This is a genomic window from Streptomyces sp. TLI_053, from assembly GCF_900105395.1.
Lineage (GTDB): Bacteria > Actinomycetota > Actinomycetes > Streptomycetales > Streptomycetaceae > Kitasatospora.
The window spans coordinates 759,513-772,365 of record NZ_LT629775.1 but is presented as its reverse complement, the minus strand read 5'-3'; the positions used below and the strand labels follow the sequence as shown (position 1 = coordinate 772,365).

Annotated in this window: 9 protein-coding genes; 5 read left to right on the top strand and 4 right to left on the bottom strand. The window is 71.5% G+C overall.

Going from position 1 to position 12,853, the window contains the following annotated elements:
* Window positions 1-4 precede the first annotated feature (4 nt).
* The gene (locus tag BLU95_RS02780) at window positions 5-2,491 is read right to left on the bottom strand and encodes an RICIN domain-containing protein (RefSeq protein WP_231978230.1); all 2,487 of its coding nucleotides are present in this window, start codon (window positions 2,489-2,491) and stop codon (window positions 5-7) included.
* Between the two features lie 512 nt (window positions 2,492-3,003).
* Entirely contained in the window at window positions 3,004-4,347 is a 1,344-nt protein-coding gene (locus BLU95_RS02775; protein ID WP_197698703.1) for an ROK family transcriptional regulator, read from the bottom strand.
* Window positions 4,348-4,652: 305 nt separating this feature from the next.
* On the opposite strand from BLU95_RS02775, the gene BLU95_RS02770 reads away from it, so the two are divergent.
* The 5 genes from BLU95_RS02770 to BLU95_RS02750 all read left to right on the top strand — a co-directional run bounded on the left by BLU95_RS02770 (window position 4,653) and on the right by BLU95_RS02750 (window position 10,919).
* Window positions 4,653-5,954 carry an ABC transporter substrate-binding protein gene (locus BLU95_RS02770; protein ID WP_231978228.1) on the top strand — a complete coding sequence of 434 codons (1,302 nt, stop codon included), beginning with the start codon at window positions 4,653-4,655 and terminating at the stop codon, window positions 5,952-5,954.
* 2 nt (window positions 5,955-5,956) lie between these two features.
* Complete coding sequence (locus tag BLU95_RS02765) at window positions 5,957-6,940, top strand: carbohydrate ABC transporter permease (protein ID WP_093858513.1); 984 nt, start codon at window positions 5,957-5,959, stop codon at window positions 6,938-6,940.
* The gene (locus BLU95_RS02760; protein ID WP_093858512.1) at window positions 6,937-7,779 is read left to right on the top strand and encodes a carbohydrate ABC transporter permease; all 843 of its coding nucleotides are present in this window, start codon (window positions 6,937-6,939) and stop codon (window positions 7,777-7,779) included. Before BLU95_RS02765 ends, BLU95_RS02760 begins: the two co-directional genes overlap by 4 nt.
* Before the next feature lie 53 nt (window positions 7,780-7,832).
* Window positions 7,833-9,791 (top strand): DUF5107 domain-containing protein, encoded by a 1,959-nt coding sequence (locus tag BLU95_RS02755; RefSeq protein WP_093858511.1) that lies wholly within the window; start codon window positions 7,833-7,835, stop codon window positions 9,789-9,791.
* 273 nt (window positions 9,792-10,064) lie between these two features.
* A complete protein-coding gene (locus BLU95_RS02750) occupies window positions 10,065-10,919 on the top strand; it encodes an RNA ligase family protein (protein ID WP_093858510.1) in 855 nt (284 codons plus the stop codon).
* Between the two features lie 34 nt (window positions 10,920-10,953).
* Here the strand turns inward: BLU95_RS02750 and BLU95_RS02745 are convergent, their stop codons facing one another.
* Together BLU95_RS02745 and BLU95_RS02740 are read right to left on the bottom strand one after the other, a co-directional pair.
* Window positions 10,954-11,805 (bottom strand): carbohydrate ABC transporter permease, encoded by an 852-nt coding sequence (locus BLU95_RS02745; RefSeq protein WP_093858509.1) that lies wholly within the window; start codon window positions 11,803-11,805, stop codon window positions 10,954-10,956.
* Window positions 11,805-12,734 carry a carbohydrate ABC transporter permease gene (locus BLU95_RS02740; RefSeq protein WP_093858508.1) on the bottom strand — a complete coding sequence of 310 codons (930 nt, stop codon included), beginning with the start codon at window positions 12,732-12,734 and terminating at the stop codon, window positions 11,805-11,807. The genes BLU95_RS02745 and BLU95_RS02740 overlap by 1 nt, the downstream gene beginning before the upstream one ends.
* Between the last annotated feature and the right edge of the window lie 119 nt (window positions 12,735-12,853).

The following is a 12,853-nucleotide window of genomic DNA, read 5'->3' as shown; positions in this document are numbered from 1 at the left end:
GGTGCTAGTCGACGGTCCAGCGCTGGAGCGCCGAGTCGGTGTCCGGCTGCTGGGTGACGAGGGCTCCGTCGGTGGTGGAGGCGGTGGTGAGGAGGAGTCCGCTGCTCTTGGAGACGATCTTGTAGCCGCCGCCGGTGGTGGGGGTCAGGGTCCAGCGCTGGTTGGCTCCGGTGGTGCAGGTCCACTGGATGACGGCCGTGCCGGCGGTGGTGGATCCGCCGTTGACGTCCATGCAGAGGCCGGACTCCGCGTTGGCGACGCGGTACGTGCCGTCGGCCTGCTGAGTGAAGATCCATTTCTGGTTGGTGCCGGTGCCCGGGGTGTAGGTGATGAGCTGGGTGCCGGGGGTGGTGGAGTGGTTGGGGTCGTCGAGGGCCTTGCCGGAGGCGGTGAGGGTGTGGGGGCCGCCGAGCGCGGCGGTGACGGTCCAGGTGAAGGTGGTGCTGCCGGTGGTGGTTCCGGCGGTGGCGGTGACCGTGGTGGTGTAGACGCCGGCGGTCGTGGCGGTGCCGGTGATCAGTCCGGTTCCGGCGTTGATCGTCAGGCCGGTGGGCAGGCCGTCGGCGCTGTAGCCGAGGGTGCCGGCGCCGCCGGAGTCCGCCTGGATCTGCAGGCTGACGGGGGTGTTGACCTTGGTGGACCGGGCGCCGGGGTCGTTGACGGTGACGATCGCGGGCGCGGGGCCGGTCCGGGTCAGCGTCAGGGTCTGCTCGGCCGCGCCGCGCGTCCCGCCGACCGGGCTGCCCGTGGTGTTGCTCCAGGTGCGGGTCGGCGTGGTCTCGGACGCGCGGGCGGAGTCCGTGGACAGCCCGATCACCAGGCCGCTGTAGCGGTTGACCAGGCGGTACGTTCCGGAGGCGGACCCGTTGCCCGCGGACGTTCCGGGGACGACGAACCACTGCTGCCCGACGCCGGGGCCGCTCGTACCGGCGGCGGTGACGATCGGCTTGGCACCCCACGCGCGGCCCGCCTTCGAGGAGGCGTCGACGCCGAGCAGTTTCCCGGTCGAGGCGTTGGTGATCCGGTAGGAGCCGTCGCCGTTGCCGGTGAAGACCCAGGCCTGCAGCGCGGAGGCGGTGGCCGTGGCGACCGAGGTGGTGGCCGAGCTCCCGGGGACCTGGGCGAGGATCCGGCCGTTGCCGCCGGAGATCCGGTAGGCCTTGGTCGGGTCGACCGGGGCCGGGGCGGGTGCGGACGAGCCGATGCTCACGTCCACGTACTCGCCCGAGGCGCCGCCCGAGCAGCCGAAGGCGCAGTAGGTGCGGAAGTTCTTGCCGACGATGCCGGAGCTGGTGCGGTTCGCGCTGTCGAGGAACCAGCGGTACCAGGAGGCGGTGCGGTAGCTGCCGCTGTTGCCGATCGGGTACCACTTCTGGGTGGCCAGATTGTCGGTGGCGTAGTACTGCTGGGGTGCGTTCCCGCTCTGGTCGACGTCCTGCGGCTCGCCGATGTACAGGCCCAGGTACGCGTTGTAGGTGATGTCCATGACGAACAGTGGTGAGGTCGCCGGCATCGTGCCCGCGGCGATCTGCTGGGCCGAGGTGCCGGTGTTCGCCGGGTCGTACTCGCCCGCGACCGGGGTGTAGCCGGTGGCGCTGGAGGCGCCGACCGGCACCATGTTGCTTTCCTTGCCGCCGACTCCGGCCTGGGACCAGGCACCGTCGTACCACTTCTGCCAGCTGGAGGGCGCCATCTTGCCGGAGATCGGCGCCCGGGCCACGTGCTCGTGGAAGGCCTTCCAGCCGCCGCTCTTGTCGACGATGCGCGAGCCGTAGAAGACGTAGAAGTAGCCCGAGGCGGTGTCGACGAACAGGCGCTGGTCGCCGTCGCCGTAGTGGTAGGTCTGGTTGGGGAACTGCGTGGTGTCGCCCCGGACGGTGCTGAACGGCGAGGTGATCACGTGGTCCCTGATGGTCCACGTGCGGCCCTGGTCGGCGGAGACCGCGTAGTCGATGGCGTCGAAGTGGAGGCCGTCGCCGAAGGGTTGCGGGGTGAACTCGTTGTGCACCAGGCCGTACCAGTCACCGGTGTCCGGGTCGACCCAGATGCCCGACAGGTCGCAGAAGTTCTTCTGCGAGTAGCTGGCGCTGCCGACGGCGAAGCTCGACGTGAGGCCGGTGGGGCTGTTGTTGCACCGCCAGGTCGTGTCGTTGTTCCGGTCGCTGGGGTTGGCCGGATTCACCGCGTCGCTCACGCTGCTCGACCGGGAGGCGGTGTCGAAGTCGGTCCCGGTGAAGAAGTCCCAGTACCTGGGCTCCTTGGTGCCGTACAGGGCGGCCGACTGCTGGAACCAGAAGGTGCCGTCCTTGTCGGTGTACGGGACGGCGGGGGTGTCCGTCGGGTGCGGGTACGGGACGGGGGAGCCGACGCTGATCGTGTAGCCGGCGCGGTCGGGGGTCGACGCGGCTGCGGGCGGGGTGGCGGCGGCGCCGGCCCCGAGCAGGGCGGCGGCGAGGGCGGTGGCGAGGATTCTGCGCGGCGGGGATGACACGAGAGCTCCTTGGGGGGACAACGCGCTGGTGGGGGAGGGCCGACCAGGACCGCCGCTCGGGATTCCGCGTGGGCCGCCGGGTGCCTGTCGGCACGGCGGCGGTCGGGCGGGGCTACGGCGATCGGCGGCCGTGAAGGGGGACGTCCGGCTCCGGGAGCCCGGGGGGTCGGACGAGGAGCGGTGGTCCGGGGGGCATCCGGTGTCCCTCGGACCGATCCGACTCGGACCTGACTGAAGTTGCTTGAAAGACCCCTGACTGAAGTTGCTTGAAAACATGCGTCAGAGAGCAACTGCGATCAAACGGTGGCAGGGGACGTCGCGACTGTCAAGGGCTCGCCCGGTGGCTGCGGGGTGCCGGTCGGGCCGGCCGCCGCACAGGTGCGGGCAGGTCGGTCCGCCGTGCCGGCCGGGGGCCGGACGGGTGGTCCTCGGGATGCAACTGGGCGGCCGGACAGGCGGATTGCGCGGTCGGTCGGTCGAGGAGCCCGACGTTCGGGCACATCGGAGCAGGGTCAGTGCCAGGCGTCGTCGTTCTCCGGGGCCGGCCGGACCGGAACGACGGAAGGGTCCTGGAAGATGCCCGCGAGGGCCAGCAGTGCGCCGCCCCGCGCGGCGTTGGAGAGCCCCAGCGTCGAGGCGGCCACGATCACCCGCTCGGTGGTGGGCGCGATCCTGCGCCCGTCCAGGATCTGCTGTGCGGGCTCCACCAGATAGCGGCCGAACACCGCGAAGTACCCGCCGAGAACGATCCTGGGCGGATTGAGGACGTCCACCAGGATGCTGAGCCCGAGGGCGAGGTCCTCGGCGAGACCGGCGAGAGCGGCGAGGGTTCTGGGGTCACCCGCGTCGGCCCGGTCGAGCAGGTCGCCGAGGCGTTCGGCCAGGTCGACGGAGAGGTCGTGCACCCGGTCCGTCGGGTCGGCGGCCGCGTCCAGGAAGGCCTGGAGCCCGACGGCGACCTCCCAGCAGCCGGTCCGCCCGCACGGGCAGGGCCGGTCGAGCCGGTCGAGCTTCATGTGCCCGATCTCCGAGCCGCGCAGCAGTTTGCCGCCGGAGACGCTGGCACCGCCGACGCCGATTCCGCCGGTGACGTAGACGAGTTCGCGGACGTCGCTGCCGGGGGCGGCGAGGTACTCGGCGAGGGCGCCGGATTCGGCGTCGTTCTCGACCAGGACGGGCGGGGCGTCCCGTCCGAGCCGCACGCGCAGCTCCTGGGCCGCCCGTACGCCCCGCCAGCCGAAGTTGGTGGCGACGACGACGCTTCCGGAGGCGGCGTCGACCGATCCCTGGGTGACGAGGGTGACGCCGATCGGGTGCATGTCCCGCTCGGCGACGGCGCTCAGGCAGTCCGCGACGAGGTCGGCAACCTCCGCCAGGGCGGCCCGGGCGGTCAGCGCCGGCACGTCGAGCGCGCGCCGGTCCTCGTGGACGGCTGTGCCGCGCAGATCGAGGGCGAGCACCGTGATGTGGTCGGCACCGATCTCGGCGCCGATGCCGCAGATGCGGCGGCCGTCGAGTTCGACCATGCGGTGCGGCCGGCCGATCGAGCCGGCGCGGTCGAGTTCGCCCTCCCGGACCAGGCCGCGCTCGATCAGGTCGGCGACCAGGACGGAGACCGTCGCCTTGGGCAGACCGGTGGCGGTGGACAGGTGGGTGCGGGACTGCGGGCCGCTGTCCCGCAGGTGCCGCAGCAGCACGCCCAGGTTGGTGCGGCGCAACGAGGCCTTGTCGGCCGCCTCGGGGTGGCCGGCCATGACGGCGGCGGCCCCGGTGGCCGGGGCCGGTGCCGTGCCCGGGTGGGTGCGGCCGGCCGGGCCGGCGCCCGTGCCGGTGGTGCCGCGCTGTCCTGACCGCACGTCGTCTCCTCGTTCCGCTCCGGATCCTGCGCGCAGGGCAGGGCCGATCTTGACCATGTTAGTTGATGCACCGTTCGAAAAAACTTGTCCCGGCACGGTGGCGGGGTGCGGCGCTATGCCCTTTTCGGCCCGTTCTGGAGGCCGGTGGGGCCTGTTCGCAGAACGTTCCGGCGCATCCCTTGACACCGCCATTCTTAATTAACACACTAGCCGAACTAACGATCCGCAGCGTCGGCGGGTCTCCCCACCGCCGTGTCCGGGCCGGGCGGTCCCGCCCGCGGCAGGCAGAGATGAGGGCCTCCCCCATGAAGTCACGCCCGTTCAGAGCGGCCACCCTCGCCATGGCGCTCACGTCACTGACGGCCTTCGCGGCCGCCTGCGGCTCCGGCGGGTCGGCCGGCCAGGCCTCGGGGCCGGTCACCGTCGAGTTCTGGGGCTGGGCCCCCGGATACGAGAAGTCCGTCGAGCTCTTCAATGCCGCGCACCCAGGCATCAAGGTCACCTACAGCAAGATCTCGCCCGGCGCCAAGGGCGGCTACACCAAGATGCTCAACGCGGTGAAGGCGGGCAACGCTCCCTGCCTGGGATCGGTCGGCTTCGAGACCCTCCCCACCTTCGCCGCCGCCGGGGCCCTCCAGGACGCGACGGAGGCCGCCGCGCCCTACGCGAAGGAGTACGCCCCCTGGGCCTTCGCCCAGTCCGGGGTCGCCGGGCGCACCTTCGGCCTGCCGGTGGACATCGCCCCGATGGCGCTGATCTACCGCAAGGACCTGTTCACCAAGTACGGCATCGCCGCCGCGCCCAGGACGTGGGACGAGTACGCCGCCGATGCGGCGATCATCCACGCGGCCGACCCGAACGCCTACATCGGTTACTTCGGCAACGACGCCTACAACTTCGCGGGTCTCGCCTGGCAGGCGGGCGCCAAGTGGTTCGGCGTCAGCGGCGACAAGTGGACCGTGAACCTCGACGACCCGGCGACCAGGAAGGTCACGGCGTTCTGGCAGGACCTGATCGACAAGAAGCTCGTCAGAACGGTGCCGAGCTTCGACACCGCGCTCTACAAGGGCATGGGGGAGGGCACGATCCTCTCCGACGTCAACGCGGTCTGGGACACCCCGATCCTGGCCGACAGCGTCAAGCAGACCTCCGGCGGCTGGGCCGTCGCCCCGATGCCGGTCTGGGACGCTGCCGCCCCTGCGGCCGGCAACGCGGGCGGCTCCCCCAACGCCGTGCTGAAGGGCTGCAAGCACGTCAAGGAGGCCGTCGAGTTCGCCCACTGGTTCGGCACCGACCAGGCCAGCGTCAGCAACCTGATCAAGGAGACGGGGATCTATCCGGCGGCGCTCTCCGGCCTGGAGAACCCCGCGCTGCACCAGCCGGACCCGTTCTACGGCGGCCAGACGATCTTCGACGTGTTCAAGGAGAGTGCCGCCCGCGTCGACACCGGTTTCCGGTGGGGCCCCGTGATGACCAAGACCTCGGGCGTGCTCGGCGACGGCCTCGGCAAGGCGGGCGCGGGCGGCCTGCGCCTGGACGCCGCGCTGGCCGAGGCCCAGGCGCAGACCGTGGCCGAGATGAAGACCCAGGGCATGGAAATCGGCTGACCATGAGCCCCTCCTCCGTTGTGACCCCGGCGCGCTCGAAGGAGCGCACCGGGGGCGCCCCGAAACCGTCCCGGCCCGAGGCCGGCCCTGCTCGGCGGCGCCGGACCGACGGCCGCCGCTGGGCCCCGCTGGGGTTCCTGGCGCCGTTCGGCACGCTGTTCGCCGTCACCTTCCTGGCCCCGATCTGCTACGCCCTGTACGAGAGCCTGTACAAGCTGCGCCGCTCCGGGCTGGGGCTCGCTCCCCCCTCCGAGGTCTTCACCGGACTGTCCAACTACACGGACGCGCTGGCCGACCACGCCTTCACCGCCTCGATCGTCCGGGTGGTCCTGATCGGCCTGGTCCAGGTGCCGCTGATGCTGGGCCTGGCCCTGGTCCTGGCCCTGATGCTGGACGCCCGCCGCACCCCGTTCAAGCGGTTCTTCCGGCTGAGCTTCTTCCTGCCGTACGCCGTCCCCGGTGTCATCGGCGGCCTGATGTGGTCCTTCCTCTACCAGCCGGACGTCAGCCCCGTCTCCGCCGCGCTCGGTCACCTCGGGCTGCACGTCGACTTCACCTCCGACACGATGCTGCCGTGGTCCGTCGGCAACATGCTGACCTGGGGCTGGACCGGCTACAACATGATCGTCATCCACTCCGCCCTGAAGGCGATCCCGGGCGAGTTGACCGAGGCGGCGGAGCTGGACGGCTGCACCGGCTGGCGGCTCGCCTGGCACATCAAGATCCCGATGGTCCGGCCGGCCCTGGTGATGACCACCGTGTTCTCCGTCATCGGCATGGCCCAGCTCTACAACGAGCCCGTCATCATGAAGGCCGTCGCCCCCAACCTCGCCGGTGACTGGACGCCGATCATGGCCGCCCAGAACGAGGTCGCGGCGAACAACTACCACGCGGCGGCGACCCGTTCGGTGATCCTCGCGCTGGTGATCTTCGCGCTGTCCTTCGGGTTCATGCGCTTCGTCAACAAGCGTGGAGGAGCACAGTGAAGGCCACCGGCCGGGTCGGCCGGGCCGGAGTGATCGCCGTACTCCTGCTCGCCGCGACCTACTCCCTGCTGCCGGTCTGGTGGCTGGTCGTCTCCGCCACCAAGAGCAGCAGCGACCTGTTCTCCAGCAACGGTTTCTGGTTCGCCGGGCGGATCGAACTGGTGCACAACGTCTCGACCCTGCTCGGTGTCCAGGACGGCGTCTTCGGACGCTGGCTGCTCAACAGCCTGCTCTACGCGGTGGGCGGAGCCGTCGTGGCGACGCTGCTGTCCGCCATGGCAGGCTACGTTCTCGCCAAGTACACCTTCCGGGGCCGCGAGGCCGTGTTCAACACCGTCCTCGGCGCCATCCTCGTCCCGGCCCCGTTGTTCGCCCTGCCGCTCTACCTGATGTTCTCGGCGACCCACGTGGTGAACACCTTCTGGGCGGTCTTCGTCCCCAGCGTCGTCAGCCCGTTCGGCGTCTACCTGGCACGCATCTACGCGGCGGCGGCGGTACCGGACGAGCTCCTGGAGGCGGGCCGGCTCGACGGTGCGGGCGAGTTCCGGATCTTCCGGTCCGTGGCGCTGCGGGTGCTCCAGCCGTCGCTGGTCACCATCTTCCTGTTCCAGTTCGTGACCATCTGGACGAACTACCTGCTGCCGTCGTTGATGCTCGCCAACGACCGTCTGCAGCCGGTCACCGTCGGGCTGGTCGCCTGGAAGGAACAGCGCGGCCAGACCGTGCCGTACAACCTGATCATCACGGGCTCGCTGCTCTCCGTCGTCCCGATCGTCGTGATGTTCCTCCTGCTGCAGCGCTACTGGAAGGCCGGTCTGACCTCCGGCAGTGTCAAATAGCCCACCGCCGGAACTCGTAGCCCGCCACCCGACTCACAGAAGGCAGAAGACAGATGAGTGAGCTGCGGCTGACCACGCTGACCCTGCCGACCGCACCGGTCGGCCCCGTCAACCCCCTCCCGCCCCTCTTCGCCGGGGCAGACCTGCACGAGGTCGCCGACGCGAGCCAGGCCGACGACGAGATGCGGCACAACATCGGCTACGGCCGGGTGCCCTCCGTCATGCCGTACCTGATGCAGGACGGCTACACCCGCGAACGGGCACCCGCCGAACACCCGGCCGCGGTACTGGAGAACGCCACCCTGCGGGCGACGTTCCTGCTCGGCGCCGGCGGCCGCCTCTGGTCCCTGGTCCACAAGCCGACCGGACGTGAACTCCTCTTCCGCAACCCGGTGTTCCAGCCCGCCAACCTCGCACTGCGGGGAGCCTGGCTGGCCGGCGGCGTGGAGTGGAACATCGGCACCATCGGCCACGCCCCCACCACCTGCGAACCCCTGCACGCCGCGCGCGTGCTGCGCCCGGACGGTACCCCGGTGCTGCGGATGTGGGAGTACGAGCGCATCCGCGGCGTCGTCCACCAGATCGACGCGTGCCTGCCGGAGGACTCCCGGGTCCTGCTCGTCCACGTCCGCATCACCAACCCGCGCGACACGGCGGTACCGATGTACTGGTGGTCGAACATCGCGGTACCCGAGGCACCGGACGTCCGGGTGCTGTCCCCGGCGGACGCGGCGTGGCAGTTCTCCTACGACCGCCGCGTGCGGCGCGTCGCACTCCCCGCCCCCGACGGCACCGACCTGACCCGCACCACGCGGTCCCGGGACGCGGCCGACTACTTCTTCGACATCCCCGACGGCCGCCGACGCTGGATCGCCGCGCTCGACGCCGGCGGCCGGGGCCTGGTCCAGGCGTCGACGGACCGACTGCGCGGCCGCAAGCTGTTCCTCTGGGGACAGGGCGAGGGGGGACGGCACTGGCAGGACTGGCTGTCCGAGCCGGGCAGCTCCTACCTGGAGATCCAGGCCGGCCTGGCCCGCACCCAGCTCGAACACGTGCGGATGCCCGCCGGAGCGCGATGGTCCTGGACGGAGGCCTACGGACTCCTGGAGGCCGACCCCGGCGCGGTCCACGGCGAGGACTGGGCCGCGGCGTGCGAAGCGGCCCGCGACGGCGTCGACGCACTCGTGCCGGCGAGCGTACTGGAGGCCGAACTCGCCTCGGCCGACGCCTTGTCGGACCAGGAACCGATCGAGATCCTGGCGACCGGGTCCGGCTGGGGCGCCCTGGAGCGCCACCGTCGGACCCACGCCGGCGAACCCGCCCTGGAGGTGTCCGGCACCCCCTTCCCGGACTCGACGCTCGGTCCCGAACAGGAGCCGTGGCTGGAACTCCTCGAGCACGGGCGCCTCTCCCCGGCCGCGCCGGCGCAGGCACCGGTCTCCTACCAGGTCGACCCCGCCTGGGAGGAGGCGCTCGGGAAGGCCGACGGCTGGCTCGCCCAGCTGCACCTCGGAGTCCTGCGCGCCTACGCGGGTGACCTGGACGGCGCCCGCAGGAGCTGGTCGCGCTCGGTCGGGAGCCGGCCCACCGCCTGGGCCTGGCGCAACCTCGCCGTCCTCGCCGACCGCGTCGGCGACCTCACCGAAGCGGCCCGCGCCTACCGCGAGGCCCTCCGCCTGGAACCCGCCCTGCTGCCACTGGCCCTGGAGGCGGCCGGGGTCCTGCTGCGCGCCGGAGCGCCGCAGGAGGTCCTGTCGCTGCTCGCCGCCCTGCCCCCGGCCCACCGCTCCCTGGGCCGGGTCCGCTGGGCCGAGGCCCGCGCCGCACTCGACTGCGGCGACACCGGGCGCTGCGGCCGAATCCTGCAGGAGGGCATCGAACTGGCCGACGTGCGCGAAGGCGAAGGCACCCTGCACGAACTGTGGTTCGCCCACCAGCGCGCGATCCGCGGTGCCGAGCCCGCCGCCCCGCTGCCGCGGGCGTACGACTTCCGGATGCTTGCCGCGGGCTGAGCGGCGCCGACACGGCTCCGGTCCCCCGGAGCCGAACCCGGTCGCGGGCCAACGGCAGCGGACGACCCGCCGGCCACCGTGATCCGACCCGTACGCCGACGACGCGCGGGGCGGCCGTACCCGGCCGCCCCGCGCGTTCTCGGCTCCCGGCGCGCGGCAACCAGGAGCCGACCGGTGCCGGCCGAGCCGGCGGCACTTCACCGCCCCCCTCGTGGCCGGAATTTCTGTTATGCCAATTGACACAGCATCAAACCGACTCCTACGCTCCCGGTCATGGAGGAACAACCCGTACGCCGCGGGCGGCCGCGCAAGGACCCGGAACGGCTGGCGCGCTGGACTCCGCCGGACGGCTGGTCACGGCTGGTCGCGTGGATCTCGCCGGAGGAGAAGAAGGCGCTCAAGCACGTCGCCGTGGATGCCGGTGTCTCGGTCGCCGACCTGGTGCGGGCTCTGGCGAGCGGGCTGGCCGCGGGGGCGATCACGCACGAGGAACTGGTCGGGCAGGTCAGGAGAGGCAGGCAGGTCATGGAGAAGATCCCCACGCTGTTCGAGCGCGACGGCGACTTCCGGGTGGTGGACCGTCCGCGGGCCGAGTGCGCCTGGGTGTTCGCCGGGGAGGGCGCGCCGACGGAGAAGCTGGACGGCACCAATGTGCGGCTGACCGTCCGCGGCGGCCACCTGGTGCGGGTGGAGAAGCGGCGCAACCCGAGCAAGGAGCAGAAGAAGCGGGGCATCGTCGACGGCTGGTACGTCGACACCGACCCGAACGGTCCCGAGGACCGGTGGATCCTGACCGCGGCCGGCAACACCGAGGTGACCGCCTGGCCGGACGGCGAGCACGCCTGCGAGGCCCTCGGCCCGCGGATCCAGGGCAACCCGCTCGAGCTGGACGACCACCTGTGCGTGCCGTTCGACCTGGCGGCGCCGGTGTACACCGCCGTGCCGCGCAGCTACGACGGTCTGCGGGAGTTCCTCGCGGCGCTGGAGAGCCGCTACGCCCCGGGGACCCTGGCGGAGGGCATCGTGTTCCACCACCCCGACGGCCGCCGGGCCAAGATCAAGCGCAAGGACTTCCCCGCGGCGGCCCGGGTCTCCGCCCCCGGTGGGGCCGGCGGCGACCGGCGGTGACCGGCTGGGGCGTCGGGCACCGCCGGGCGGCCGCCTATTTGACGGAACCGGCGGTGAGGCCGGAGACGACGTGCCGCTCGATGAGAGCGAACAGCACCACCACCGGCACGATCGCGAGCACCGAGCCGGCGAACAGGAAGTTCCACTGGACGGTGTAGTTGCCGATGAAGCTGTTGATGCCGACGGTCAGGGGCTGGCTGTCGGAGCGGGTGGAGAGCGTGAGGCCCATCACGAACTCGTTCCAGGCGGAGATGAAGGTGAAGACGACCGCGGTGACGATGCCGGGCCTCGCCAGCGGCAGCACCACCTTCCGCAGCGTGCCGAACCGGCTCAGCCCGTCGAGCATCGCCGCCTCCTCCAGCGCCACCGGGATGGAGCCGATGTAGGCGGTGAGGATCCAGACGGTGAAGGCGAGGTTGAACGCGGCGTTGCAGAGGATCAGCGTCCACACCGAGTTGAGCATGTCGAGCTGGTGGAACTCGCGGTAGAGCCCGACCAGCAGCGCCGTCGGCTGGAACATCTGGGTGACCAGGACGAGCAGCAGGAACAGCTTGCGGCCGCGGAAGCGGGTGCGGGCGGTGCAGTACGCGGCCGGCAGCGCCACCGCGAGGGCCAGCAGGGTGGAGCCGCCGGCCACCAGCAGGGTGACCCGGAGGTTGGTGCCGAGGGTGGAGTCCCGCCACACGTCGACCAGGTTGGACCAGGCGAAGTGGCTGGGCAGGTAGCCGGCGTCGCGCAGTTCGTCGGCCGGCCGGACGGCGGTGACGACCATCTCCAGGTACGGCAGCAGGAACAGCGCGGCCAGCCCCCAGGCGACGGCGGCGACGACGAGGGTGCGGGGGCGGATCGGCTCGCGCCGGGCCCGGACCGTGACATGACGGGGCATCAGTTCTCCTCCTGGTTCCACCGGCTGACCCTGAGGAAGAGGAGGACCATCAGGACGACCAGGGCGAAGTTGACGACGGACATCGCGGCGGACTCGCCGATGTCGGTGTTCTTCAACTGGTACATGAACACCGTCGTGGTGGCGGTGTCGCTGTTGGGCCCGCCCTGGGTCATGCCCCAGATCACGGGGAAGGAGTTGAAGACGTTGATCAGGTTGATCACCAGGCCGACCAGGAAGGCCGGCCGCAGCAGCGGCAGCGTGATCCGCAGATAGGTCTGGAACGCGGTGGCGCCGTCCACCCTGGCCGCCTCGTGCAGTTCGGCCGGGACGGTCTGGAGGCCGGCGAGCAGGGTGTAGGTGGTGAAGGGCAGCGAGACGAAGACCGCCACCAGCATCATCCAGGGCCAGGCGGTGTCCGGGTCGCCGAGCCAGTCCCGGGGGCCGTCGATCAGCCCCAGGTCGGCGAGCAGCGTGTTGAGCACCCCGGAGGTCCGGTTGAGCATCCACTTGAAGCCGATGGAGGTCATCAGCACGGACGCCGCCCAGGGAGCGATCAGCGCCCAGCGGGTGAAGCGGCGCCCGGGGAAGCGCTGGTCGAAGAGCTGGGCGAGGGCCAGCGAGACGAGCATGGTGAGGCCGACCACGGCCAGCGTCCAGACCACGGTGTGCACGAGCACCCGGCCGAGGTCGGGCTCGTCGAAGAGCTTGCGGTACTTGTCGAGTCCGGCCGAACCGCGGACGAAGCCGCTGGTGCTGATCCGCAGGAAGGAGGTGCGGACCATCTCGTAGACCGGCCACAGGACCACCAGGACGATCAGCAGGACGGCCGGGCCGATCCACGGCAGTGGACCGAGCCGGGCGGCGAGGGAGCGGGCGGGCGGGCGCCGACCGGCCCTGCGGCCTTGTGGGGAAGCTGACTTGAGGGACACGAGGGTGCCTTCCGGGCGTGTGGGCCCCGCCGGCCGGGCGGCGCGCGGGAGGGCGCGCGCCGCCCGGCGGGTGCGGCGGGAACCGCGGGTGCGGCAGATGCGCTGCCGTGGAACCTGGG